This is a genomic window from Helicobacter rappini (assembly GCF_900198625.1).
In the GTDB taxonomy this organism is placed as follows: Bacteria; Campylobacterota; Campylobacteria; order Campylobacterales; family Helicobacteraceae; genus Helicobacter_A; species Helicobacter_A rappini.
In genome coordinates this window covers 21,486-48,299 of the sequence record NZ_FZPK01000022.1, presented here as the reverse complement: position 1 = coordinate 48,299, position 26,814 = coordinate 21,486, and the positions used below count along the sequence as shown (strand labels likewise).

30 protein-coding genes are annotated in these 26,814 nt (G+C 34.7%); 12 read left to right on the top strand and 18 right to left on the bottom strand.

Translation table 11 applies throughout. From position 1 onward, the window contains the following. The first annotated feature begins 131 nt into the window (after positions 1–131). The 5 genes from C6H17_RS05865 (at position 132) to C6H17_RS05845 (ending at position 4,217) form a co-directional block, all read left to right on the top strand. Positions 132–884: a hypothetical protein gene (locus C6H17_RS05865; protein WP_005219067.1), complete on the top strand. Its 753-nt coding sequence runs from the start codon at positions 132–134 to the stop codon at positions 882–884. A 416-nt stretch (positions 885–1,300) separates the two neighbouring features. Continuing rightward, positions 1,301–1,612 (top strand): hypothetical protein, encoded by a 312-nt coding sequence (locus tag C6H17_RS05860; RefSeq protein ID WP_005219064.1) that lies wholly within the window; start codon positions 1,301–1,303, stop codon positions 1,610–1,612. Positions 1,613–1,712: 100 nt separating this feature from the next. Then, positions 1,713–2,474 (top strand): hypothetical protein, encoded by a 762-nt coding sequence (locus C6H17_RS05855; RefSeq protein WP_005219062.1) that lies wholly within the window; start codon positions 1,713–1,715, stop codon positions 2,472–2,474. A 167-nt stretch (positions 2,475–2,641) separates the two neighbouring features. Further along, the gene (locus C6H17_RS05850) at positions 2,642–3,529 is read left to right on the top strand and encodes a hypothetical protein (RefSeq protein ID WP_005219061.1); all 888 of its coding nucleotides are present in this window, start codon (positions 2,642–2,644) and stop codon (positions 3,527–3,529) included. Position 3,530: 1 nt separating this feature from the next. Then, complete coding sequence (locus C6H17_RS05845) at positions 3,531–4,217, top strand: C39 family peptidase (protein WP_005219060.1); 687 nt, start codon at positions 3,531–3,533, stop codon at positions 4,215–4,217. A 100-nt stretch (positions 4,218–4,317) separates the two neighbouring features. Here the strand turns inward: C6H17_RS05845 and C6H17_RS05840 are convergent, their stop codons facing one another. From C6H17_RS05840 to ccoN, 9 genes are all read right to left on the bottom strand, one after another. Next, positions 4,318–5,865: a peptidase U32 family protein gene (locus C6H17_RS05840; protein WP_005219059.1), complete on the bottom strand. Its 1,548-nt coding sequence runs from the start codon at positions 5,863–5,865 to the stop codon at positions 4,318–4,320. A gap of 300 nt (positions 5,866–6,165) precedes the next feature. Then, entirely contained in the window at positions 6,166–6,588 is a 423-nt protein-coding gene (gene rnpA, locus C6H17_RS05835) for a ribonuclease P protein component (protein WP_005219058.1), read from the bottom strand. A gap of 15 nt (positions 6,589–6,603) precedes the next feature. Continuing rightward, complete coding sequence (locus C6H17_RS05830; RefSeq protein ID WP_005219057.1) at positions 6,604–7,224, bottom strand: hypothetical protein; 621 nt, start codon at positions 7,222–7,224, stop codon at positions 6,604–6,606. A 2-nt stretch (positions 7,225–7,226) separates the two neighbouring features. After that, the gene (locus tag C6H17_RS05825; protein ID WP_005219056.1) at positions 7,227–7,988 is read right to left on the bottom strand and encodes a hypothetical protein; all 762 of its coding nucleotides are present in this window, start codon (positions 7,986–7,988) and stop codon (positions 7,227–7,229) included. Between the two features lie 117 nt (positions 7,989–8,105). After that, positions 8,106–8,315, bottom strand: coding sequence for a DUF4006 family protein (locus C6H17_RS05820; RefSeq protein ID WP_004088124.1), 210 nt, complete (start codon positions 8,313–8,315; stop codon positions 8,106–8,108). Between the two features lie 14 nt (positions 8,316–8,329). Continuing rightward, positions 8,330–9,217, bottom strand: coding sequence for a cytochrome-c oxidase, cbb3-type subunit III (ccoP, locus tag C6H17_RS05815; protein WP_005219055.1), 888 nt, complete (start codon positions 9,215–9,217; stop codon positions 8,330–8,332). Positions 9,218–9,219: 2 nt separating this feature from the next. Continuing rightward, positions 9,220–9,453, bottom strand: a complete 234-nt coding sequence (locus tag C6H17_RS05810; protein WP_005219054.1) for a cytochrome c oxidase, cbb3-type, CcoQ subunit — start codon at positions 9,451–9,453, stop codon at positions 9,220–9,222. A gap of 24 nt (positions 9,454–9,477) precedes the next feature. Then, positions 9,478–10,176, bottom strand: coding sequence for a cytochrome-c oxidase, cbb3-type subunit II (gene ccoO / locus C6H17_RS05805; RefSeq protein WP_005219052.1), 699 nt, complete (start codon positions 10,174–10,176; stop codon positions 9,478–9,480). 9 nt (positions 10,177–10,185) lie between these two features. Beyond that, positions 10,186–11,649, bottom strand: coding sequence for a cytochrome-c oxidase, cbb3-type subunit I (gene ccoN / locus C6H17_RS05800; protein ID WP_005219050.1), 1,464 nt, complete (start codon positions 11,647–11,649; stop codon positions 10,186–10,188). 89 nt (positions 11,650–11,738) lie between these two features. Here ccoN and C6H17_RS13275 point away from each other — a divergent pair, with 89 nt between their 5' ends. Then, complete coding sequence (locus C6H17_RS13275; protein ID WP_263363168.1) at positions 11,739–11,873, top strand: hypothetical protein; 135 nt, start codon at positions 11,739–11,741, stop codon at positions 11,871–11,873. Positions 11,874–12,126: 253 nt separating this feature from the next. Here the strand turns inward: C6H17_RS13275 and rpsO are convergent, their stop codons facing one another. After that, positions 12,127–12,402: a 30S ribosomal protein S15 gene (rpsO, locus tag C6H17_RS05795; protein ID WP_004088133.1), complete on the bottom strand. Its 276-nt coding sequence runs from the start codon at positions 12,400–12,402 to the stop codon at positions 12,127–12,129. Positions 12,403–12,631: 229 nt separating this feature from the next. Between rpsO and flhA the strand changes: the two genes are divergently transcribed. From flhA to yaaA, 5 genes are all read left to right on the top strand, one after another. After that, positions 12,632–14,869, top strand: a complete 2,238-nt coding sequence (gene flhA, locus C6H17_RS05790; protein WP_005219048.1) for a flagellar biosynthesis protein FlhA — start codon at positions 12,632–12,634, stop codon at positions 14,867–14,869. Positions 14,870–15,003: 134 nt separating this feature from the next. Next, positions 15,004–15,936 (top strand): FkbM family methyltransferase, encoded by a 933-nt coding sequence (locus C6H17_RS12890; protein WP_233714097.1) that lies wholly within the window; start codon positions 15,004–15,006, stop codon positions 15,934–15,936. 558 nt (positions 15,937–16,494) lie between these two features. Further along, positions 16,495–16,992, top strand: coding sequence for a DUF4149 domain-containing protein (locus tag C6H17_RS05775; RefSeq protein WP_005219046.1), 498 nt, complete (start codon positions 16,495–16,497; stop codon positions 16,990–16,992). Between the two features lie 66 nt (positions 16,993–17,058). Further along, on the top strand, positions 17,059–17,289 hold the full coding sequence (locus tag C6H17_RS05770) for a YdcH family protein (RefSeq protein WP_004088143.1): 231 nt from the start codon (positions 17,059–17,061) through the stop codon (positions 17,287–17,289). A gap of 120 nt (positions 17,290–17,409) precedes the next feature. Then, complete coding sequence (gene yaaA, locus C6H17_RS05765) at positions 17,410–18,255, top strand: peroxide stress protein YaaA (protein WP_020995634.1); 846 nt, start codon at positions 17,410–17,412, stop codon at positions 18,253–18,255. Positions 18,256–18,262: 7 nt separating this feature from the next. On the opposite strand, the gene hemN is transcribed toward yaaA, so the two are convergent. The 3 genes from hemN to C6H17_RS05750 all read right to left on the bottom strand — a co-directional run bounded on the left by hemN (position 18,263) and on the right by C6H17_RS05750 (position 21,582). Then, complete coding sequence (hemN, locus tag C6H17_RS05760; RefSeq protein WP_005219040.1) at positions 18,263–19,642, bottom strand: oxygen-independent coproporphyrinogen III oxidase; 1,380 nt, start codon at positions 19,640–19,642, stop codon at positions 18,263–18,265. A 186-nt stretch (positions 19,643–19,828) separates the two neighbouring features. Further along, positions 19,829–20,611 (bottom strand): toxin-antitoxin system YwqK family antitoxin, encoded by a 783-nt coding sequence (locus tag C6H17_RS05755; RefSeq protein WP_005219038.1) that lies wholly within the window; start codon positions 20,609–20,611, stop codon positions 19,829–19,831. Between the two features lie 230 nt (positions 20,612–20,841). After that, the gene (locus C6H17_RS05750; RefSeq protein ID WP_004088153.1) at positions 20,842–21,582 is read right to left on the bottom strand and encodes an efflux RND transporter periplasmic adaptor subunit; all 741 of its coding nucleotides are present in this window, start codon (positions 21,580–21,582) and stop codon (positions 20,842–20,844) included. A gap of 286 nt (positions 21,583–21,868) precedes the next feature. On the opposite strand from C6H17_RS05750, the gene C6H17_RS12480 reads away from it, so the two are divergent. After that, the gene (locus tag C6H17_RS12480) at positions 21,869–22,039 is read left to right on the top strand and encodes a hypothetical protein (protein ID WP_020995633.1); all 171 of its coding nucleotides are present in this window, start codon (positions 21,869–21,871) and stop codon (positions 22,037–22,039) included. 203 nt (positions 22,040–22,242) lie between these two features. Here the strand turns inward: C6H17_RS12480 and C6H17_RS05745 are convergent, their stop codons facing one another. The 5 genes from C6H17_RS05745 to lpxA form a co-directional block, all read right to left on the bottom strand. After that, complete coding sequence (locus C6H17_RS05745) at positions 22,243–22,740, bottom strand: hypothetical protein (RefSeq protein WP_005219027.1); 498 nt, start codon at positions 22,738–22,740, stop codon at positions 22,243–22,245. A 64-nt stretch (positions 22,741–22,804) separates the two neighbouring features. Further along, positions 22,805–23,620, bottom strand: coding sequence for a rod shape-determining protein MreC (mreC, locus tag C6H17_RS05740; RefSeq protein ID WP_005219025.1), 816 nt, complete (start codon positions 23,618–23,620; stop codon positions 22,805–22,807). A gap of 22 nt (positions 23,621–23,642) precedes the next feature. Beyond that, positions 23,643–24,680, bottom strand: coding sequence for a rod shape-determining protein (locus C6H17_RS05735; RefSeq protein WP_004088161.1), 1,038 nt, complete (start codon positions 24,678–24,680; stop codon positions 23,643–23,645). A 22-nt stretch (positions 24,681–24,702) separates the two neighbouring features. Continuing rightward, positions 24,703–25,989: an ATP-dependent protease ATP-binding subunit ClpX gene (gene clpX, locus C6H17_RS05730; protein WP_005219022.1), complete on the bottom strand. Its 1,287-nt coding sequence runs from the start codon at positions 25,987–25,989 to the stop codon at positions 24,703–24,705. Next, the gene (gene lpxA / locus C6H17_RS05725) at positions 25,982–26,812 is read right to left on the bottom strand and encodes an acyl-ACP--UDP-N-acetylglucosamine O-acyltransferase (protein WP_005219020.1); all 831 of its coding nucleotides are present in this window, start codon (positions 26,810–26,812) and stop codon (positions 25,982–25,984) included. The genes clpX and lpxA overlap by 8 nt, the downstream gene beginning before the upstream one ends. Positions 26,813–26,814 lie beyond the last annotated feature (2 nt).

Genomic DNA, 26,814 nt, shown 5'->3' with positions numbered 1-26,814 from the left:
TTTTTTTTTTTTTTTTTTTGGTTTTAAGTTTGAGTTAAATTTTTTTCATTTACAATACGAGCAAGTTTATATTTTTTGACAATTAGTCAATCAAATATAAACGAAACAAATTTTACATAAAGGAGGAAATCATGAAACAGATGATTTCAGTAAATACATATAAAAAATTGGGTTTAAGCTTTGTATTAGTTGGATCTTTGGGAGTGAGTGCAAATGCAATATGTGCATCGGAAAACTACTGCACAGATTTCTATATAGGTGCTGGTGGATACTATGAAAAGATAGAGGGAAATGGGGCAAACATAAATAACGCTTTGGGCTTCTTGTCTTTGGGTGGGGCTGATATATTTTTTAATCGAGTGCAATTTGGTCTTGATGCAAAGATTGGCTATGGTAGCAATAGTGTGAGTGGGACTAGTCTTAGCACACTTAGCAAGGATAATAGATTATTTCAAATCGATGGGATTGCTAAACTTGGTGTGAATGTAGCGGGAGTAAATTCACCTTTGTTTATCAATTTTCTTTTGGGGTATGATATGGCAAAGACTAATGGCGGTGTCGGTAGGGATTTTATGATAATTGGAGCGGGGTTTGATGGAAAAATCGCTTTAAGTGAAAAAATGAAGCTTATATATAGTGCTGGATATGGCTATGTGTTTAATGGAGCGTATTCTTTTGGTAAATCTTATGCTGATATTAATGAGAAAAGTCATGTCATTATGTTTAGTCTTGGGACGCAGGCTAAAGTGAGTGAGCATATAAGTCTTTATTTCAAAGGTTTTGGTAAGTATTATAATCTCAATGCAAGTAATACAGCAAATAATGCAAGTATGCCAAAATCAAATGGCTGGCAGGCTGGATTAGAAGCTGGTATTGCGTTTTAAAGTATTTGTTAGCTAATTTAGCTTTTACTCCAATAAGGCTAAATCACAAACCTTTAATTTATATAGCATAATGATTTATTATGCTATATTTTAGTTTCAAGTCTAGTTTTATATGAGATTCTTATACTTTCATAGTCTAAATGTAGGATTTAGATTCTATTCTACAATGTTATAAATGTATTGAAAGCGTGTTTATAACATTTCATAAATATTATAAATTTAATAATAAAATGTAAAGAATACATTACATTTTATGTATGTTTTTTCATTAAAGCAACATAAATTGAGATTTTTTGTTTTTTTTGATTTTAAGCTTTAGTTAAGTTGCTTTTATGTAAGATAGAAGCAAGTTTATATTTCTTAATAATTAATTAATGAAATATAAACTAAATAAATTTTACATAAAGGAGGAAATCATGAAAAAGATGATTTCAGTTTTGGTTTTGGGTTCAATCTTAAGTTTTACTGCCCTGCAAGCACAAGTTCATGCAAATAATGCACAAAACATTATTGAAACACATAAAGTAGCAAGTATCAGTAATGATGATATGAATATGCTATTTAATGATGTTAAGAGTGGCGATGTTATTGCATTGAGTAATGTAGAGATGAGTGAGACTAAGGGTGAGTCTTGGGCAGGAGCGTTGAATGCTATTATGGATTTAGTTTATGAGGTGGGTGATATATTTGGTTACAAATGGGATATATTGCATAGCGTTAGGTTTTAGTTGAATTGCAATTTTTACACTTTATCTAAAATGTTGTGCTAACTGTTAGCACGGCTAGAATGCAGTTTAGCACGACATATTATTAACTAGGAGGACTACAATGAATATTAACATATATAAAAAGCTAGGTTTAGGTATCGTATTAGCTGGTTCATTGATGATGAGTGCAAATGCCGCATGTGATTCTCTATTTTGTATTGGTGGTAATGTTGGGATTGGTGCTGTATATAGCGACTTTGGTGGTAATGGCAGTTTAGATGGTAACTTCAAGGGTGGCTATGGTGCATTTGATATTGATTTTTTAGTGTTAAGAAGATTGCAGTTTGGCTTAGGTTTTAAAGTTGGTCCGGGTTCAATGGGTGTATTTGGCACAAATGCTCCAAGTGAGTCTGATAGATTTATTGCAGGTAACACAGGCTATTTTGCAAATGCTCAGTATAAAATGGGTTTTAATGTAGCAAGTCTTAATTCGCCCTTATACATAAATTTTGTTTTTGGTATAGAAGGACATTTTGGTGCGATTGGACATGCCTTTGGATCATATGGAGCGGAACTTGAGGGGAAGAAAACATTAACACAAAAGGCAAAGTTATTATATAGCTTTGGTGGTGGTGCTGTGCGTCCATTTTATGTGCTTAAAGAAAGTAAGCAAAGCTTTAGTGAAAACAAACTTGGGTATGGTCTCTTTGGCTCACTTGGTGTAGATGTGAGTTTAACAAGTATGCTTGGGATATATGTAAAAGGCATTATAAAATATTATAATGTCCCACAAAGCAATGCTCTAACTATTAATAGCAAACAAGTAAATTTTCCTGCAGCTCATGCGTGGAGTGTTATGCTAGAAACAGGGCTTAGTTTTTAATATAACTATATGATAGCGTTTAGCTGAACGCAGAAACACATAATGATTTATTATGCTATGTTTAATTTAGAATCTATTTTTATATGAGATTCTTATACTTTCATAGTCTAAATTGTGGGATTTAGATTCTAATAATCAAATATAAAATCATAGGAGTAGATGGGTTAATGTGTAAAAAGTTTGTTTATATATTCTTTCTTTTTGGTTTATTATTTAAAGCTTTGAATGCGAAACCTGTAAGTATTGATGAAGTGCTAAGTGGAAAAAAGCAGATTAGGATATTAGGTCAGCTTTCATATATAAACATTAAGAGCAAAAATTCTGTATTAACGACAATATCTCATAAAATAAGTAGTGGCGATTTTGTGTCAATTCCTATTAGTATGCTTGCAAATGCTAATACCGATTATCTAAACTTTGCTATGAGTGCTAGATATGGAATCTATAAAAATATAGAAATCTTTAGCACATTAAATGCCTTCTATCAGCACAATACAACAAATATAAATGCAAACTTCATAGAAAAACATAGTGGTAATTTTAACACTTGGAATCTAGGCATATTAGCTCAAGTAAAAAAAGAGGATAAATATCCATCTTTACTTGTTGGTGGTAGCATTGATATAATGAATATGGCAAGTTTTAGTAATGCTGAATCAAAGCTGCAATATTTTAAAGGCTACTCATTATTAGCAATGAGTTACTACACGATAGACCCACTTGTTTTTCTATTACAAGCAGGTTTTAGAGTGAATCTTTATAGCGCAAATGAACGCCTTAGTATTAATAATGGAGAAATTTTTACATTAACACCTATGATATATTTTGCTGTGAATCCTTATGTATCGCTTAATTTTGGTATAACTTATCAATACAAAACTAAAGATTTTGTTGATAACAACATAGTTTCTATGCAAGGCTCTTCTATTGCATATAATTTTGGTGTTGCTTATGAGATAAAACAGAATCTTATATTCTTTAGTAGCGTAGAACATTTACAAACAAATGACTATACAAGCAATGCGATAAATCTTACTCTCTCATATAGAATCTAGAATGAAATATTTTGTATTTATATTATGTTGTGTTATAGCACACTCAAAGGTAATCATCACAACAGATTCTATTGTGATTGAAAAGCAGATAAAAACTTGGACACAAAGTAGAGATAGCAATCTCACAAAGCAAAGATATGATTATAGCTGTGGTTCTGCATCATTATCGACAATACTCACCTATTACTACAATCACAATGTCAGCGAAAAAGATATAATAGAGTTTATGCTAAAAGATAAAGGTATTGATATTAACAGAAAAGAAGAGATTGAATGGAATGATGACTTAAGAGAGAAGGCTAGCACTTCATTCTTAGATTTAGCAAAATATGCAGAGACAAAAGGATTTAAACCGCTTGGATTAGCACTCAATATGGAATCTTTAGGAAAACTAAAAATGCCAGCAATATTGTATGTAAAAGCAAGAAATAATGATCATTTTAGTGTGTATCGTGGAATGGATGATTATTTTGTGTATTTGTCAGACCCTAGCTTTGGCAATATTAAGATAAGCAAGGAAAAGTTTAAAGAAATGTTTTATCAACGCAGTGATGAAAACTATCCGGGAAAATTGCTTGTGATTTTACCACAAGATAAAGCCATGCAAATCAATGAAAAGTTCATGACAATTAAGCATAATGTAAATTTTATAGAGCAAGTCATACAAGATAAAAGCATTATGCAATAATGCTAATGTGTTAAAAGTAATGCAATCTTAAGTTATTCTTGCTTGAAACATAAAATAAATATAATCAAAAACTATAACAAGCAACAAAAGATTCTAAACCTTATAACCTTACACGCAAAAAACTAAAAGGCGGTAATTTAAAAGGCAGTGCAATGGGGTTTGTATTGCCACTATGTATAGAATCCACTTCTTTTCCATTTTGCAGTAAGATTCTATGTAATCGCAAATAATATCTACCATCAATGCAACAAATAATGCCATTTTCATTACTTTGTGCGGTAAGCTTTTCTATCTCATTAGAATCTAATGAGATAGAATCTTGTATATCTAAACTAGATTCTATACTATTTGGGCTTTTAGAATCTTGTATATATGATAATTCATCTAACCCCATAGATTCTGCGTTATTTTGTTTTGCCACTGCATGAGATTGTATCCCAAACTGCGTATTTGGATAGTAATGCAATGGGGCGATAATCTCTAATAAATCGCCCTTTCTTATCGTATGCTTACAAAGGCAGTAAAGCCCACTAGAATCAACCTCTGCACACACCTGATAGCTGCCCTCACTTATCGCACTAAAATGATTCTGTGTATCAAGCCGCACAAATGGGCGATGAATGATATATCCATCAGTAAAGCCTCGATTTTTTAGCGTATGTAGCTCGTATTGATAGAGAGTCGGACGAGAAACTTGCCTATCATAATCCTGCAGGGCAAGGCGATATGTGCGTGCTGTGATACCCGCATAATATGTGCTTTTTGTGCGACCCTCAATCTTTAGGGCATCAATCACGCCTGATTGCATAATATGGTGCAGATGACTTGCTAGATTTAAATCTTTCGCATTAAATATATGTGTGCCTACACCCTCTTCTTCTTGCAAACGCAAAAACACATTATTATCTGGATTCTTCGCATAAAATTCATTTGGATTAAAGCGGATAAGCTCCCCACTTGTCTCATCACGCACAAAGTATTCATAATCAAAGCGGCAGTCATTCGCACAGCTCCCACGATTAGGCACTCTGCCATGCTGCAAGGCAGAAATCAAACAACGCCCAGAAAATGCAAAGCACATGCTCCCATGCACGAAAATTTCAATCTCTAAGTCTGGCAGCACCTTTTTTATCTCTTCGCAATCACTAAGGCTTATCTCCCTTGCCGCGACAATCCGCTTCACGCCCATATCATAAAACACCCCTGCATCAAGCACATTTAATACATTTGCCTGTGTAGAAAGGTGTATGGGGATATTTGGGGCAATGCTTTTTGCAAGTTTCACAACACCGGGTGCTGCTACGATGAAAGCGTCTGGCTCTAAATCACGCATTTTTGCGATATGAGTTTTTAAGGATTCTATCTGTGAGTTAAATGGAAAGCCATTAATAGTAACATAGACTTTTTTGCCAAGATTGTGCGCATAGACTATGCCCTCTCTAAAGTCGTCATAAGTGAAGTCTTTACTTGCACGATTACGCAGTGAAAAATGGCTTACACCGCCATATACCGCATCTGCTCCATATTGCAATGCGATTTTTAACTTTGTGAGATTACCTGCTGGTGAGAGTAGCTGGACTTTATGTTTGGTGCTATTTGTATGTGTGAAACCTAGTGTTGTTTCTTTTATGACTTCATCTTTTTGCATAGTTTTGCCTTTTTTATTGTATCATTTTTTATCTGTGATATTTTATCTAAAACTAAATAATGTATTGTATTGTGTGTGAAGTGCAAGGGGTTAGATTCTGATATTAACTCATTATGTTCATAATGATTTTTTTTAAATTATATGAAAATTTTGTAAGATAATTATAGTTAAATGCAATGATTTCAGCGGTTAGCTTTATTGGTAATCCTTAAAAATTCTCTTACCTGATCTTTCCTATACAACTTCATAGCTTGCTAAGTTTTGCGTTATATAAATTATTATGGGGTATAAGCTAAACTACTATTTATTTTCAGTTATATTTCTTGCTTGAGTAAGCTTTTTTGTGCTATATAGAATATGTTTTTTTAACGCGATAAAATCATAGTCACTAATACCTTTTCGACATATAAAAACAAAGGCATATCCCCTGTATTTTGTGCCATATTCCTGCATAACTGCCTTAATCCTGCGTCTAATGAGATTTCTTTTGCATGCTTTTGCCACTTTTTTATTAATGCTAAAACCCAAAAGCATTTTAGATTCTATAAAACGATTGTATTGTTTTTTTTTGCGTAAATGAAATATAAAATCACGCAAAGGCATAGCATAAATTGCCATGAAATCCCTATTAAAACGCAAACCATTTTTAAACACTATATCAAATTCATAGGAATTTTTTAGCGTGTCTATTTTCTTATGTTTTGTATTTGTAGATTGCTGCATGAATATCGCTTAATATTATAGATGTGAATCTTGCTTATTAAACACCCAATGATAAAAATAAACCGGGATTTCTTTATCTTGTGTCGCATTTTTAACATTAATCTTAAATCTAGCTTGATAATACCCTTGCATAGGTAATGAAAAAGTTTTAGTGGAATATGTATTTTCCTCACTCTTTTCCATAGGAATGGTAAGCACACTCACTTCCTTTTCACCTTGGTCAAGTCTTACAAACTCTAATCCGACAGATTCTATAGGCATATCTTGTATATTATTGCTATCTTTTTTCTTTTCAACATATATTGTGATTACATTATCTTTACTTTGCAATAAACCCTCTTTTTCTGGTGTGTCTCGTGGAACAGGGGTTACATAATAGGGATTTTTCATAATCACTGCATTCATGCGATCTCCAATGGTGCTAATACGCACATTATAAAGACTTTCAAAGGCGTTTTGTTGTTGCATAATGGCATTAATTTTTTCATCTAGCTCTATGCGTTTTAGGTTAAAAGTGCGATCTGTATCAATGCTTTGCTTACTTGAAATCCTAATGCTTATCACAATGAGAACAATGCCCAATGCGATAACAAGCAATATCCCAAGTGGCCATAATGTGCGTTTTTTTTCTGTCATCTTTATCCTTTTTTCTTAAATGCAAGTAACCCAAAACGCACAAGTATAAACAAGCCAATGAGAATGAGTAGCATGGCGTATATGACAACTTTCGTTGCGTCGCTTTGTTTTTCCATAGGTTTTGGTGCGTTAAGCTCAAAATTATAATGTTTTGCAATTTTATGTGTTAATGCAAGATATAGATTTGATACCCCTTCATTTACCCCATCATTATATCGCAATGTCCCAACGGAATCAGCGGGTAAATAAGGATAGGCATAGTCTTCTAGTAACTCTGCTGCATGAGTATCGTTTAAAAAAGGCAAATTGCTTTTTAGCGTTATGGAATGGTCATTATAGAAAAGAAATATAATAGCATAATTACCCTGTATTTGTTCTGTAATGTGAGTCTCATAGGATCTTCTGTTTTGAAATTTTGCATTTATATCTGTCTGTGTATCATTTTGCGGCGTATTTTTAACAACATGTAAAAAGACTTTTACACCTGTTTTTTCATATATAATACTAGAGAGTTCTTGCACGATTGTAGGTGCATTTTGCGAGAGTATATCAATATCCCCTTGCAAATATGCACTAGCACCTTGTGCTAATTTTTCATTAGTTTTAGAATCTTTGCTAGATTTATCTAGCAGAGTAGATTCTGTGTTTGCAATGCTAGATTGCTTACTACCATTTGCAAACATAAATGTTTGCAGTATGGCTAAATGAATAATATATATTAAAATATATGCTTTATTCAAACTGCAACTCACTTCTTGCTTCATACTGCATGCAAAAATTCATAAGGCATAAGCGTAAGCGCGATAGTAAGTAAGCCAAATCCAACAAGCACAAGTGCTACAAATTTTTCAAGTCCTGTAAATTTCATCATAAACTCCTTCCTATTCCTTGCTTTCTACAATTTTAAACGCATCACGATTTGCAGTGTCATTCTTTTTTAGATTATGTGAATCAATGCTATAAAATGTTGTAGCACTTGATTGCTGAATCTTTACAGCATTATAACCGCCAATCGCTGCTGCAGCCACTACAAGCAACACGGCAAGTAAAAAGCCAACCAAACTATTTAGAATATTTATAATCGCTTGCATACATTCTCCTTAGATTACTGAATCTTTTGCTTTGCTGCGATGAATGACTGCAAAGCTTCTACTTCTTTTTGACTTAGATTAAGATATTCAAAAGATGGCATAAGACCTATTTCGCCTTTTTTACCATGTTTCAAAACATTTGCTAAAAACTCAGTTTTTCCATAGGTTTGAAGTGATGGACCCATATCTTCTACACCCTCGCCATTAGCACCATGACATTGAAAACATGTGCCATTTTCTTCACTATGATAGATTTCATTTCCAGCTTTTACTAGCTCTTCATCATATTTCATAGAAGTGTCTTTAACGATTTCACTCATTACATAGTGAGCAACTGCTTGAATATCTTTTTCTTCACTTAAAAGACCCGGAGGCATACCACCAAACTCTTCGCCATTCTCTTTTGTAAGCCCTGTGCTACCATTGCGGATAGTATCCATAATGCCATCGATCTTACCCCAATGAGTAAGATTCTGTGCTTTACCATCATTGCCTTCAGCTGTTAAACCATGACATTGTGCGCATTGCACAAGGAAGATTTGCTCACCCATTTCACGCAATTTATCTGAATCTAGATTTGCATGCACGGTTTCAAACTTTTGATTATAGGCATGAGATTCCTGATTGTATTCACCAATTTGTGAGTAAGCGTTCAAAGGATAGCCAAAAAGGATATACCAAACAGCCCATATCATAAGTCCCAAAAGGGATAAAAGCCAACCTGTTGGGATATTATTATTAAACTCTTTAATACCATCCCATGAATGCTCCGTAAGCTCTCCACCTACACTCTCTGTCTTCATCTTTTGAATGTAAAACCACGCTATTGCAATGGTTAGTAAAAGAATCACCACAGCACCAATAAAGCCAAGTAAATTGACATGATCGCTTAACCAACCCATTATTATCTCCTTTCTGCTGTCTTGTTGTTTTTGTCATCACAAGATTCTATTAACGCATCGTCTAAAGAATCTTGAAGTGCAAGTTTGCCATACTTTTCATAATCTATTTTTCCAGTCGCTTGAGAGCGATAAAGATGATAAATATAAGCATATAGCCAAACTGCTAGAAAAATAGTAGAGAGCAAATAAGCCCCCTTTAAACTCAATAAATCAAAACCATATATTACAAGACTCATACAAATCTCCTTTTAGATTCCAATCTATTTAACAATTCTACTTGAACCTAAACTATTAAGATAGGCAATGAGTGCGACAATCTCAGTAATCTTACCATTGCCATCATCAAACATTTGAGCGGTTTGACTATGCTTCATCTCTTCTACAATCTGTGCTGCATCAGTCTTAAATTGCTCTTTTGCCTCTTCTATAGTCCCAAGCTTAACGCTAGTCTTTAAGCCTTCAACATCATAAGGCACATTAAAGACTTTCTTTTGAGTTAATGCTTCTGCATACGCAGTGTCAAAATCTATTTCTTTATCATATAAATGCTTATAAGCTGGCATAATGGACTTAGGCACAACAGAGTTTGGATCATACATGTGATTAGCATGCCAGTCGCTACTGCTTCTATCGCCAATTCTATGTAGGTCAGGTCCAGTTCTCTTAGAACCCCATAAGAATGGTCTATCATAAGCATACTCACCACTAAGGCTATACATACCATAACGCATTACTTCGCTTTTAAACTCACGGATAAGCTGTGAATGGCAGTTATAACAACCCTCTTTAATATATACTTGTCTCCCAGCAGTCTCAAGCACTGTTAGCGGACGCAAACCCTCTATAGGTTGCGAAGACTTTCTAAAGTCAGGGATAATCTGCACCAACCCAGCCACAGAAAACACAACAACAAATGCAATTGTGAAAAAGAAAGGATTTTTCTCTAACCAAGCAAACATAAAGCCTCCTTAAGATGCCATAGGTGAAGCATACTCAGGCTCTTTATTAAGAGTTCTAGCAGCCACCATAGTCATTACAACATTATAGATAAACATTACAAAGCCAACAAGATATAGCAATCCACCAATACCTCTCATAATAAAGTATGGTTTTAATACCGCAACAGTATCAATGAAAGAATATTTAAGCTGACCTAAAGGCGTAATATCTCTCCACATCATACCTTGCACTATACCTGCAATCCACATGCTTGAGAAGTAGAATACAATACCTATTGTCATAATCCAGAATTGTGCTTCAATAATCTTTTTAGAATAGATTTCTCTACCATAAAGACGAGGCAACATGTGATACACACTAGCAATAATAGTGAAAGCAACCCAGCCAAGTGCCGCATCATGCACATGCCCTACAATCCAATCAGTAAAGTGTGCTAAAGCATTAACTGATTTAATAGACTGAATAGGACCCTCAAGTGTCGCAAGCATATACCAAGTAGATGCTAGAATCAAGAATTTGATTAATGGTGACTCTTTAAGCTGATGCCACTGCCCTCTCATGGTTAAAAGCATATTTACAGCAGTTCCCCAAGAAGGTAAAATAAGCACAACAGAGAATACAGACCCAAGAGTTTGCACCCAATCTGGCACGGTTGAGTAAATAACATGGTGTCCGCCAGCCCAAATATATACAAACATTAAACTCCAGAATGAAAATAATGTTAATTTATATGAGAATACAGGCTGTCCAGATTCCTTTGGTAAGAAATAATAAATCAAACCAATAATACCAGAAGTGAAAACAAATGCAACCGCATTATGCCCCCACCACCACTGAATCAGTGCATCATTTGTCCCCGCATACATAGATATACTATACCAAAAGCTACCATAACCTGTAACTAATTGTGTAGGAACAGAAAGGTTATTAAAGATATAAAGCACAGAAATAGCAGTAAAAGTAGCAATGAAATACCACAAAGAGATATAGATAACTTTCTCTCTTCTAACTGCCATAGACCCAAACATACTCATACCCCATAGCACCCAAGTAACTACAACCAAAAGATCCACAATCCATGGAAGCTCTGCATACTCTTTTGATTGAGTAATCCCAGAAAACAATGTATAAAGTGCTAACACAAGCACCACAAGATACATGAAAAAGTGCAACATACCAACAAGTTTTAAAAACGGGTGGTCATGATATGTGATTTTAAGCACCCTTTGCCCTAAATAATACCAGCCAGCCCAAATACCGCTCAATGTAAAACCATAAATAATCACATTTGTGTGTAATGGTCGCAATCTACCAAAAATAGAATATTCCCCAGCGATATAGTTTAAATCTGGAACTGCCAACTGAAATGCCAAAACCACACCTATCAACATACCTAGAAAGCCCGTTGCTATACAAACAAGCAAAAAAAGCTTCGCAAGTGAGTAGTCATACTGCTTTATGCCCTCTTGCATACAAGTCTCCTTCTTCCAAAATTTTGAGTCACATGAACACGAGTGTAATTTTAGTATTCATTTTATTAGTAATAGCTTAAATAAAGGAAATGGTTAATAAAAAATTAACGACATTACACTACAACAATTTAATGCAATGCTTTGAGATAGTTATGGCGTTACTTATTGCAATAAAGTTACTTGCTTTACACCACATGCTAATGCAGCTAGAATCTATCATCTAAAACACAAAAAGGTAATCCCAAAAATCACGCACATAATAATTGATGAAACCAAATGTATCTAGATTATGTTGCACAATGTATAAAAATAAACAGCAAAACTTAAAAATTGAGTAAAAGCTTAATGTAGCAAGATGTGCTAGATTCTGTTATCCCAAGAAAATTTGCTTTTCAAATGTCCTGCAATGATCTCAAAAAACATTAGAATCTAGCTTGTAGTCATAAGGCGTGATTAAGATAATATGATAATATGCGATTACACTTTATCTTTAATATTCAACGCTTTAATGGTTTTAATGTAGCTTTCATATTTATTTTTCTTTAAATACTTCAGCAAACTTTTTCTTTGTCCAACAAGCTTTAAAAGTCCCAATCTACTTGAGTGGTCCTTTGGATTGCTTTTTAAATGCTGTGTGAGATTTGCAATCCTATGTGTTAAAAGTGCGATCTGCACTTCACTTGAGCCTGTATCCTTAGAATCTCTAGCAAATTGTGAGATAATCTCTTGCTTATTTGCCAATTCAGTAGCCATGATGACCTCCATAAATGGTAAAATGAAATTAAAGATTGGATTTTAACATATTTTTCAATATTTTTGGTAAAATATGCAATTTATTTCTAAAAACTTAAAGGAAACTAGATTCTAAAATAACTTGTTTATGCTGAGCGAAGTGGAATATCCGCTTATGGATTTATAAGGTAGCTTGCCTTTTTCAAAGGATCAATATGACAAGAAACAGGAATTTAAGGTAAAAATTATTATGGCAGACAAAGAACAAAATGGTGGTATTCTACAACGAGCTTTTCCGTTTCTAAAGCTCATTGGGAAGTCAAAGGATCTTGGTGTTGTGGTGTTTGTAGTGATGATTCTAGCAGTCATCATTGTGCCACTACCAGCACCTATGCTTGATTTATTATTAACCATTTCTATTGCCCTTTCTATTCTTATTATCTTAATCGCACTTTATATTAATAAACCTATGGATTTTTCTACTTTTCCAACCCTGCTTTTATTTGTAACGGCGTATCGACTCGCACTCAATGTAGCTACAACGCGTATGATTCTTAGCGAGGGTAGCAATGGTGCAGCACATGTGAGTCGCATTGTAGAAGCATTTGGCGAGTTTGTAGCAAGTGGTAGCTATACCATTGGTGTTATCATCTTTGTGATTCTTATTATAGTGAATCTGCTTGTTATTACAAATGGTTCAACGCGTGTAACAGAAGTTAGAGCGCGTTTTGCCCTTGATGCGATGCCCGGTAAGCAAATGGCAATTGATGCGGATATGAATGCAGGGCTAATTGATGAGAAAGAAGCAAAGCAAAGGCGTGAAAGTCTAGCACAAGAAGCTGACTTTTATGGTGCAATGGATGGTGCGAGTAAGTTTGTAAAGGGCGATGCTATCGCTGCTATTATCATTACTATCATTAATATTATCGGTGGATTTTGTATCGGTGTATTTCAAAACGACATGACAATGGCAGAAGCGGCAAAAGTATTTACCATTCTTACTATCGGTGATGGTCTCGTAGGACAAATCCCAGCCCTAATCGTAGCGACTGCTACAGGTATCGTAGCGACACGAACAACAAAAGGTGAAGAAGAAAACTTTGCAAACAATCTTGTAAAACAATTAACAGACAAATCAAAAACACTCATCATTGTAGGCTTTATCCTATTTATATTCTCACTTGCCCCAAGCTTTCCTACCTTACCACTTGCATTTGTTGGTGCTGTGTTTTGGTTTGCTGCATGGCTTATTAATAGGGATAATGAAGATTCTGTATTTGCGAAATTCAATCAATTAATAGGCGGTTTTGGCAACAAAAAAGCAAAAGAAAAACAAGCCGCAAAAAAGGCAGCACAAGCAAGCGGGGAAAAAGTGCCGATACAAGAACCAGCACCAAAACGACCACCAAAAACACAAGAAGAAATCAAAAAAGAAGAAGAAAAAGCAATAAATGAAGTGCTAAAAGTAGAATTTTTAGAGTTACATTTAGGCTATCATTTAATCCGTCTTGCCGCAGTAGATCAAGGCGGAGACTTGCTAGAGAGAGTGCGTGGGATTAGAAAAAAGATAGCAAGAGACTATGGCTTTTTAATGCCACAAATCCGCATGACAGATGACCCGGGCATTGGACCTACAACTTATCAGTTTTTCTTAAAAGGCATTGAAATTGGTAGCGGTGAAGTCATGCCAGATAAATTCCTTGCTATGAATACAGGCATGGTAGCAAAAGAGATTGATGGAATCCCCACAAAAGAGCCAGCCTTTGGGCTTGATGCTATGTGGATTGATGCGAATTTAAAAGAAGACGCGATTATTCAAGGCTACACGGTTATTGATCCATCAACGGTTATTGCAACTCACATGAGTGAGCTTGTGAAAAAATACGCTGAAGAATTTATCACAAAAGATGAAGTTAAAAAACTTATGGATAGACTTGAAGAAGAGTATCCAGCCGCAATCGAAGAGGCAAAGAAAGTGCCTTCCAGCGTTATCCGCAGCGTGCTACAAGCCTTGTTGCATGAGGGCATACCGATTAAAGATATGCTTACAATCCTTGAGACAATCACAGATATTGCCCCAAGCGTGCAAAATGATGTGGCAATTATCGTGGAGCAAGTAAGATCTAAACTCTCAAGGGTTATTACAAATGTCTTTAAATCTGAAGATGGCAACATAAAGCTTGTTACACTCTCTCAAGATTCTGAGCATTTCTTATTGAATAAGCTAAAAGACCAGCATGGTGCGAAATTCTTACTACTGAATACAAGCGAAATGCAAAAGCTAATTGACGCAGTAGAGCAAGAAAGCGTAAAAATCCTGCAAAGAAATATCACGCCTGTTATTTTGGTGGTTGATCCACAATTACGCATGCCTTTAAGCATTAAATTAGAGCAATTTAAGCTAGATTCTGTCGTGGTATTAAGCCACGCTGAAATCGATCCAAATGCTTCATTTGAAGTGCTTGGGACTATTGAAGTTGGATTTTAGAAACTCAACCATTTGGGCGGGTGCAGGGCGTAGGGGTGCAAGATAATGAGAATTTAGAATCACTAGAGACTAAGTATTTGAACTTAATATGTGCTATAATACAAGGCTTTATTTTATAATACGGAGTTGAATTTATGAGAAAATTGCGTTTAAATCCATTAGGCGGTGTGAAAAGAAGATTAAATGGCGTTAATGAAGGTTTGCATGCTTTGCAGAGACTTACTAGCACAAGCCATGCGATACAAGCTTGTGTGAAAAATGAAGAACATAAAGATTTACTCTTTGCAATGCTTCAAATGGGATTGTGGGTATCAGTAGATTCTCGTAAGTCTTGCATTGAAAATACAAAAAAATATCTTAATGCTGTGCGTCCTGCAAAACTTGATAATCTTGTGCGAATAGGTGGCAAAATGGATGGTGGATATGTGATGTTACCCCCCCCCCCCCCATTGTCAAACTCACAACCAAAGGCAGTCTCTCTAGGCGTTTCTGACTTTTCCCCTTGGGATTTAGAAATGGCAAATATGGGCTATCAAGTATTACAATATGATGCGAGCATAGAAAAAGCCCCAGATACACATAAAAACATGATTTTTCATAAAAAATTTGTTGGAGCGACAAGAGATCATCAAACAATAACTTTTGATGACATTATGCAGCAATATAGCTTCAATGAAAAAGATCATAATATATTGCAAATAGATATTGAAGGGGCGGAATGGGAGATTTTTGAGAAGCTTGATTTTAGCATACTTGAAAAATATTTTTCACAAATTATTTTAGAATTCCATGATTGTGATCCTAGAGCCTCATTGCAAACAGAACGACATGTAGCCATACTAGAAAGGTTTCATCATGCCTTTCAACCAATACATTTACACTTTAATCCATATGGACATAATTTTTATGTCAAGGATCGTTTTATGGCAAATGTGTTTGAGGTGAGCTACGCAAGAAAAGACTTATTACCAAGAGATTTTACCTTACGAAATGAATGTGGTGATATACCAAATCTTGATTATCCAAATGGTGAGAAATTGCCAAATATTCCAATTTCCTTTCAATAATCTTTTGTCATAGAATAAGGCAAATAGGGCATGTGAAATGTAGTGTGTTAAAAGCAATAAACATGATTGCGATACAATCCACGCAGAACTGAAATCTGTTTGCATAGATATGAAAAGTTTAATCTTGTAAATTAGGGTCTTTAACAACAAAATTTTTCGTTGTTGGTTATTGCATATTAAAATCTTTTTTGATTCGAAAGCTCTACGCCTAGCTTTCTAAGAGAAAATTTTCCTAAGTAAAATGCGGTGTATATCACACTTGACTTAGTATATAGCAGTCTCTTGAAAGGATAAGGCATAAGGGAGAAAAATGCCCCACTTATAAACATGATGGATATATCTTGCAAACTTTTAGGGATATTCACAAGTGCCATTTCTGTCATTTCAATTTTAAGTGAGAGTGGGGGCAAGTATGCATTTTATAATAAATCCAATATAGTTGCTATTGGGTTTTACGGAATCACAGTGTGTCTATATTGAAATTGAATGTTCTAATCAGTTGGTAGGCTAACAATAAATATGCTATAATTAATCTCATTATTATTCTAAGGATATGCTATGACAAGATACATGCGGATATTTGATTCTTTTTATTTATTATTGCTTGGTGTTGGGGTTGGCGGTATTATTGCCTGTGGGGCGTTTGCTGCACCGATTATTTTTAATATTGATGAGTTTATCCCCACATTTTCAAAAATGGATAGTGGGCTTGTTATGGGGAAAATATTTGTGCGTTTGAATGCGTATTTGATGTTTTTAGCGATTATTATGGCGTTATATGAGGGCTTTAGTTTCTTTGCTAAGATTCTAAAACTTGATATTTTGTATTCAAATTTTTGGCTTATTTTGGGTGTGTTTAATATTGTGCTTATCGCCTTGTTTGTATATTATTATACGCCTTTTATTTTAGACACACAGAATCTTTTGAGTGAAAATTTTGCGAGTATGCACGAACAAAGCGTATGGGTTTTTAAATCTTTAATGTTTGGCTTAAGCGTATTGCTTATATGGAGGGCTTATCTTCTACACTATGTGCCACAAAGCCCTAAAAAGTAGTTTTAATGTTGTAGCTTATTAATTATTTTATTCTACAATATGTGAATTTAAATTTAAGGAGAAGTCATGTTTCATGAATACAGAGAAGAGATCACATATCTCAAACAGCACAACGCACATTTTGAAAAGATTTTTAATGAGCATAATGACTTAGACCAAAAGATACAGAATGCGGAAAATGGTATAGAACATCTAAGCAATCAAGAAATCGAAGTGCTAAAAAAGCAAAAACTGCATTTGAAAGACCAAGCTTATGCAATGATACTTGAGCATAGAAAAGCCCATCCAAAAGCCTAGCATACGCAACACGCAACCACAAGATAGCAAAATCTGCTATCGCCCCGATTTACTCCAAACTCTCATGCAATTTTGAAGCTTTTATATAATATCAGTTTTCACACAATACTAAGGAAAGACATGAACTTTATCATTTTATTTAGTCCCAGTGAAGATAAGATTCTAGAAAAAGATAAGATTCTAAACAATGATGATTTTCTCAAAGAAGTATCTATGCCAGAGATAATGCCACCCGCTTTTTTAGAATCTTTATGGGAAAATGAGATATTAAATACTCATAGAACAAATATTATGCAATGCTACTATGAAAACTTATGTAAGATTTTAGAACATAGAGATAAGGCTTTGCTAGAATCTATGTATGGTGCAAAAGGATTTAATGATAAAAATATTTTTGATTTATATGCTGCCTTGCATTCTAAAAAACTATTAAGAGCGATAGAGATTTATAGTGGCGTAGCATTTCAAGGATTATCTTTTAGCACATTAACACAGAGTGAAAAAGATTTTATCTTAGAAAATGTGCTTATTTTTAGCAATCTATTTGGTGTGATAAGGGCTAGTGATTTGATCCCCTATTATAAACTAAAGCAAGGCACAAAGACAAAGTCTCTCACATTAAAAGACATTTATACCCCATTTATCCCACCTTTAGAAAAAGCAATGCAAACAAAAGATTATGTGATTGATTTGCGTGCTGGAATCTATACGAAACTTTTTAAGCCAAAGTTACCCCATTTCTTTTTTGAGTTTCAAAAAAATGGAAAAACCATAAGTCATTATGCAAAGCTATATCGCGGAAAAATATTGCACTCAATCGCACAAGCTGTGTGCAATCAATCTGCATTAGAATCTTTTGAAAAGTGCTTTGAATATCTTTGCTCTCTACACAACACAGACTTTAGATTCCATAGCTATACGCAAAAGGCTAATTGTTTTACTCTGTGTTATGAGATTCTATCTTAAAGAGAGATTATATAGTCTTACTAAACTGCTTTGTGATATTTTTCACAAGATAAGTATCAAAAACCATTGCGATATTTCTAATCAGCATTTTTCCCGTTGCACTCACTTGAATGCTATTAGAATCTATTGTAAGCAACCCAAGCTCACACATAGGCTTTAAAGATTCAAATTCACTTGAAAAATGCGTGATACAATCAATACCAAAACTCTCATTAATCGCTTTAAAATCAAGCTTTGCATTATTCATCAAGCTCATAATCACTTCTTTACGCAATATATCTTCAGGGCTTAAGAGAATGCCTTGTGCTACAGGCAAAGTATTGTTATCAAGGCTATTTTCATAACTCATCATGTCTTTATGATTTTGCGTATAGTAATCCACCCCTTCGCCAATAGAAGTCAGCCCAATCCCAATGGTTTGTGAAAAGCCCTTTGTTGTGTAACCTTGAAAATTCCTACGCAATTCCCCCTTATTTTTTGCGATAGATAGGCTATCACTCTTTTTTGCAAAGTGATCCATACCTATCATTTCATAGTCATTAGCATGTAAAAATTCAATGGTATTTTGCAGAATCTTTAGCTTCTCTTCTGGGCTTGGCAGAGTTGTCTCATCGATTTTACGCATACTCTTTTTCACCCATGGGACATGTGCGTAATTAAATATTGCAAGTCTTTCTGGGCTAAGTTTTATAACAGATTCTAAAGTATTTGCAAAGCTTTTTTCACTTTGATAGGGCAAACCATAAATAAGGTCAAAATTAATAGAATCTATACCATATTTTCTAGCTAAAGTTACGCTACTTTCTACAAGGCTAAAGGGCTGGATTCTATTAATATGCTGCTGCACTTTGTCATCAAAGTCTTGCACACCAAAGCTTATGCGATTAAAGCCACAATCCTTTAGCACACGCATTTGGTCTTCACTAAAATGGCGAGGGTCTATCTCACAGCTTATTTCACAAGATTCACTAAAATTTGGGAAAGTATGTCTTATCATTTGCGTAATAGTTTGTAACTGCTTTGCATCAAAAAATGTCGGCGTGCCACCACCAAAATGAAATTGTGCCACCTTTCTCTTTGTATCCATAGAATCTTTAAGCAAAGCTAGCTCTTTTTCTAAGTATTTTATATAACGCTCTTTTTTATCCTCTTTGCTCGTATATATCACATTGCAACCACAAAAATAACACGCGCTTTTACAAAATGGCAAATGCGTATAAAGTGATAAATCCTTGTCTCTATATTTAGAATCTGCTCGATTAAAAGATTCTAAAAGAGTGGTTGCATTAAAGTCTTTGTGAAACTCATTTGCAGTAGGATAGCTTGTATATCTTGGTCCGGGCTTTGAGTGCTTTGCTAATGCTGAAAAATCAATAGATTCATACATATCATTCCTTTATTGCCTTTTTGCATACTTTTTGGGTATTTAAGACTTGTAATTATATCCAAAGCAAAAAGGAATGTGTTAATACACAAAAGAAACAGAAGAAAGCGTTAGGGTTTATGTTTAGATTCTATGTAGTTATTATGTCTTATAAAAATTGCAATATTTACAAGCAAACTCTCACATTGGCTATTCCAAACACATGCTATAATCTGCCTGTTTTATCTTATAAAAATCTTTGCTTGAGACTAGTTTGCCATTGCCACATACTGCTTGTATTATCTCATTATTTTCATACAGAATCTCAATGTTAAGTTTTTCATTCTCATCATAAGATTTTGTAACGCCGTTTAGTTTTCCGTCTTTAAAAATTTGTTCTATTATCATCTTTGCGTTTTCATCATAGGTTATTGTAAGCCCATGTAGTTTATCATTAGAAAATGTTGCACTCTCTTGTAAGATTCCATTTTTATAGTAACTTCTTCTCACACCTTCTGCCTTATCATTCTTATATATAGTTGTTTCTTGTATCTCTCCATTTTCATAATAGAGAGTTTCAATACCTTCTTTATTATTATCTTTATATCTTGTTTCACTGGCAATATTACCATTTTCATAATAGCATGTCGCTACACCATCAAGCATATCATGATGATAAGTAGCCTTGCATTCGATATTCCCATTTTCATGATAAAATATTGCTTCACCATGCAATTCGCCATTGCGATAGGGTATCATGTCTGCCAATTTCCCATTTTTATAATATGCTTTAAAAATGCCATTTACTTCATTGTTTTTAAACGGCAATTCTTCCTTAAGCACACCATTTTCATAAAATTTTCGCTCAATACAGCCCATCTGTTTATCATTATCGCTTTTACATTCTTTTAAGCTGTGGTATTCTTGTTGGTATTCGCTTGGGCTTTGTAGAAACAAAAGTGTATAAAAAGCCTTTAGAATTATGTGTTGCATTGTAAATTCCTTATATTAAATGGATTTAAATTATAATGAAAGATTCTAAAATTCATCTTTACACCACACACTTATAAAATTGTGGATTTCAGTTTTTGTTATTTTAAGCTATAGTTGAAAAATCTCCTTTAGATTCTATATTAGATATTTAGCTATGCTTAATGACAATCTATCAAATCTAAACAGATTCTAAAATATTTCCTAAGATTCAAATATGTTTTTTACTTATTCTACTTTTTCGTAATAATATATCCATCACCAAAGAGACCGGGCTGCATAGAATCTGGCACAATAGCTTCAGCACTCACTTTTCTTGTATTCACATCAACAGCTGGGTATATCTTATAAATCTTTGCTTCTCTCTCCACGCCCTTACCATCGATTTTATAGCGATAAATATCACCGACTTTTACATCTGGTAAATATTTAGAATCAAACTGGATAATCATCTTTTTTTCATTGCTAATCAGGCGAAAAAGCTTCGTTTGATTTGCCCCCACACCATCGCCTAGCTCGATATTACGACTAGCGATCACCCCATCAAATGGTGCGATAAGTGTTGTCCGCCGTAAAAGCTCACTTTGATATTTAAGGCTATATTGCAGGTTGTTATAGGTGCTTTCAAGATTCTTATAGTTTGAGTAGTTTTGATCTAGCGTATTTTTATCGATAGCATTTCCACTCTTTTTGAATCTTTCATATTGTTTTTTTGCAAAAATGTATTGTGCCTTTGCGCCCTCTAGCTGTGCTTTTTGCATATTGACATTTTGTATTTTATCTTCATTTGAGAGTGAGAGAAGTGCATCATCTTTTTTGACTTCTGTCCCCACATCGACATAGATATTTGACACAATGCCACTTGTATCCATCATGAGATTAGAATCTCTTACTGCTGCCACATTAAACACCCCATAAATCTCTGCTCCAAGCATGATCTGCATACTTACAAAAAATGTGATAAATAACCGCATACTATTCCTTATGTATAGAATCTACTTTGATTCTATTTATGTCTTTGAAGGTGTTATTATATACAAAAATTTGCGATAGATTTTAAATTTTAGAATGTAAAAGTTATGCTAAAGTGTAGTTCGAATAGGGTTTGTTTGATAGCTTTGCGTATATATTCAAGCTGTGCTGTCTCTTTATGCGAGTTATTGTATTGCATAGATTCTATTTTTTAGTTTTCTTCTTTATGTGATAAGTTTGGATTATTTTTTGCTTGTATGAGTGAGATTTTATAAACAAGGATATGTGATGAGACTACTTTTTATTATTGGTTGTATTGCAAGTGTTATGGCACTCTCTGGTTGTGCTGCAAAAAAGCAAAAGCCCTCTGGTGTGTTTGTCAGCACAAAATGCGATATGGTATGTAGCAACACAGAATGTAATCAAGTTTGCACACAAGTTGAAGGCACTTTGAAATAGAGAATATTTAAGTTCTGCGTTAGAAACATGCTTTTTTTGTGATAAGGGTTTTAGATTCTACGCCTTTATAGATGGCATGGGGCTTCCTGTGTATTTTGGCAGGACTTTAGGATAAAATCCTTAAATTTAAATGAGTTTAGAAAATAGGCTAGGAATTGCATATACAAGCTGACATAATCTAAAATGGGTGCATATTTAGAATCTTAGATTTTTCCATTTTGTATTAATATATCTCGGCATTCATTTACTGCTGATACAAATTCATTGCCATTGTGTATATTGCTGATGAAAATTCTGCTAGATTCTGTGTATTTATTATTTATTGAAATCTTGTAAGCATGGAATATATAAGCAAAAAATCCTTGATAAAATGAAGCACCGCCAAAATCACTCCAAGTAATACCACGAATGCCCTTAGTCCATGGTAAAAAGCCACTATAATACCACACACCCCTTGTGTCAAAATAGACATACTGCACACGATATGATATAAAACATAAAGCAACGATAATAATTTGAACAACTAGCACACCAATAACAGCAACCATGTTTTTCTGCAATACAGACGATAAAATGAGAAACAAAAAGGCATGTATAAGACCAACTTTTACATATGCAATAAAAGATATGCCATACTTTTTAGAGACAAAATTATCTAAATCAAATGCTTGATTTGAGTTTAGCGTTTCCGTATTTTCCATGCTTTAATCCTTGTGTTAAAATATTAAAGCAGCGATTTTACAAAAAAAAACAAGTCAAGCGATTTTAGTCGTTATCTTCTGGTTTCAATATATTTGTATTTAAATTTGTTGTTTGCGGGATTTTGGTATCAATAAGCCATACATAACTCAAGCGATTGCTAAATCTATGTGGTTTTAACTCGGCGTGTAAGTAGCCATTTTCTGGTTTAATACTGCCGATTGTGCCAACTTGCACATCTTCAAAAAAGATTCCATCTAGCCCACTTGTTACCACACTATCCCCACTTTTAATGCTCTGCCACGCGGGGATATAATCAATGACAATCTCGCCATTCTCCATTGTGCGTAGGGTCCCCGGGACTCGATTTTCCCCAATATATACGCTATAACTGCAATCTTCATCGCCATTTAAGATTCCAAGCATGTGATTATCCACCATTTTAGCAATGCCGATTGCATAGCCATCTTTTACAAGTCCAAATATTTTTGGCTCATCGCTTACATGTGTATAATCCATCCAAATCTTTGTGTATGTCCCAAGTGTCTTGTAGGATAGCACTTTTACTAAATGCACATCGGGGTCTAGATAATGTCTCTCACTCTCAAGGGCGTAATAGAGATTATCAAACTCTGCTTGCAAGGCTTTGTATTTTATAGAATCTGTTTCTAATTGTGTGATTTTTGCTCGCATATCTTTTATTTGTGCGGCTTGATTCATATAATCATTAATAAAGAGTGTTATGCCCTCTTTTTTATCATTGTAGTATTTTTTGATTTGTAGTGAAACATTAAGGGTGTATTGCTGTAAAAACGGCACATATCCAAATGCTATGGCTATAATAAGGCATAGTGTAGCAATAATAACATAGAATCTTCTCACACTACATGCCTAATTTTAGAATCTAACTTCTTGCTGCGATCTTTTCAAGCATATCTAAATTGCCCATCGCTTCACCCGTGCCTTTTGCCACAGCGAGTAAAGGCTCATCACCGACATATACAGGAAGCTTTACAATGTCTGAAAAATATTTATCAAGATTGCGTATTAAAGCACCACCACCAGTTAGCACAATGCCATTTTCTACAATATCCCCTGCTAAATCTGGTGGGACTTCCTCTAGCACGCCTCTTAGGGCATTTCCCATTTCTTTAATAGGATCTTTAATTGCTTCTCTTATATCTTCACTCGTTAATTCAATAGAGTTTAAAAGCCCGCTTACTTGATCTCTACCCTTTACTAATTTTACTAGTGGTGTATCAAGTGGTGCGGCACAACCAATCTCTATCTTAATCTCTTCTGCGGTTCTATCACCAATAAGCAAGTTAAACTTTTTACGGACATATTCCATAATCGCTGTATCGAGTTTATCCCCTGCGATTCTAATAGATTTTGAGATAACAAGCCCACCGAGTGAAAGCACACCAATTTCAGTTGTCCCACCGCCAATATCAACCACAAGGCTGCCTTGTGGCTCTTGTATAGGCAAGCCCGCACCAATGGCTGCTGCAAGTGGCTCTTCTATAAGAAATACTTCTCTAGCCCCAGCACTCATAGCAGATTCTTTAACCGCTTTTCTCTCAACAGAGGTAAGCCCATAAGGCACACATACCATAATTCTAGGTCTAACAAATGACTTTCTTTTATGCGCCCTTTCTATGAAATATCGTATCATCTTTTCAGTAATCTCAAAATCTGCGATAACACCATCACGCAAAGGTCGTATAGCACGGATATTATCAGGTGTCTTTCCTATCATTTCCTTTGCTTCTTTACCAACTGCTAGAATCTCTCCATCGCGATATTTATCAACTTTCACTGCTACGATGGAGGGCTCATTGATTAGAATCTCATGTCCTTTTATCATCACAATCGTATTTGCAGTCCCCAAATCAATCGCAATATCATGTGAAAACCAACCGACTAATTTATTTAAAAACACTTTGTAATCTCCTTATTAATGACTATATAGCTTTTGTTTTTTTCTTTTTGATTAAAATAGGCTTTTCAAGCTTATCTACGCATTTGCGTGTAATGATGACTTCATATCCGCTAAGATTGGGCAGGTCAAACATAATATCAAGACTAAAGTCTTCAACAATAGCACGCAAACCTCTAGCACCCGTTTTTCTTTCCATAGCAAGTTCTGCGATACGCTCGATCGCATCATCTTCAAATACAAGCTTTGCCCCATCAAGCTCAAATAGCTTTTGATACTGCTTTATAATCGCATTTTTTGGCTGTGTTAAGATTGAAATCATAGCTTCCTTACTTATAGAATCTAGCGTTGCTATGACATGTAATCGCCCTATAAGTTCTGGTATTAAACCAAAACTCACTAAATCATCAGTCTCAATCTTATGCAGGATATTATCTTCATCTGCTTGTTGTTTAGGATTAGAATCAAAACCTAAGACATTATTACCTAGTTTTCGCTTAATAATATCTTCTACCCCATCAAATGCACCACCGCAAATAAAAAGAATATTGCTTGTATCCATTTTGATAAACTCTTGATTTGGGTGCTTTCTCCCACCTTTTGGAGGGATATTTACAACACTTCCTTCAATAATCTTTAATAAAGCTTGTTGCACTCCCTCGCCCGATACATCACGCGTAATAGATCTATTTTCAGAAAGTCTAGAGATTTTATCAATCTCATCGATGAAAACAATGCCCATTTCAGCGCGTTTTAAATCATAGTCTGCTGCTTGTAAAAGACGCGTTAAGATATTCTCCACATCTTCGCCAACATATCCAGCTTCTGTAAGAGAAGTCGCATCAGAGATTGCGATAGGAATATCAAGGAATCTTGCTAAGGTTTGAGCCATAAGAGTTTTACCGCTACCTGTTGGACCTATGAGTAAAATATTTGACTTTGATAACTCTACATTTTCTTCTAAATCTGTTACATTGACGATATTTTCATCTGTTTTAGCGGCTACTCTTTGTTGGTGTAATAACCTTTTGTAATGATTATAGATTGCTACACTAAAGACTTTTTTAGCTTGTTCCTGCCCTACTACATATTCATCTAAATGTGCTTTTAGCTCTTTTGGTGATGGCACATCATCTAAGCCCCAAGATTCTGAATTTGTAATGCTATTTTCACTACTAAACAGCGTTGTATAGATAAAAACCGCACATGCTTTACATATATAAGCTTTTGTTCCAGTAATTTTTTCATTACTTGATACGATAGGATTTGGTTTAGATTTTTTTTTGCCACAAAAGCTACATGTTTCACTCATTTAACTCACCTCTTTTATAGGGTATGCCTCTCTCAGATGCTAATATAAACTCACAAATTTTAATAATATGCGTATTATTTTCCATACCTTTTGCTACTTCAAGTTCCATAGCGGCTAAATCACGCAAACTTTTATTACCGGAAAATAAACGCTTATAGAGTGCATCAATCATATCAATTTCATCTCTTTCCATAATCTTTCGCATACGGAATCTATTAAGCCCGATAATACGCGCTCTATTACCCTCCGCCATACAATAAGGCGGGATATCTTGCGACAGGGCAGAAGCCCCAGCTACCATTGCCCCCTCGCCAATCTTTACAAACTGATGCACAGGTGTCATACCGCCTATATTCACATGGTCTGCGACATGGATATGTCCGCCAAGTGTTGCATTATTTGCCAAAATATTATGACTACCTACAATGCAATCATGGGCTATATGCACATACGCCATGAAAAGATTATCATTGCCTATTTTTGTGATATTGCCACCGCCTTCTGTGCCCGGATTAAACATGCAAGATTCTCGAATCGTATTATTATCTCCAATCTCTAGCACACTCTCTTCGCCTTTATACTTTAAATCTTGCGGTGGTGTGCCAATCACAGCATTAGGAAATATCTTGTTATTTTTACCAATAGTTGTATTTCCTATAATTGTTACATGATTATAAAGATAGCTTTTTTCACCAATGCTTACATTACCCTTAATTACACTATAATCCCCTATTATTGCGTTTGCTCCAATCTTAACATTCCCCTCTATAACCGCTGTCTTTGCGATTACAGCAGTTGGGTGTATAACGACATTATTAGTCATAT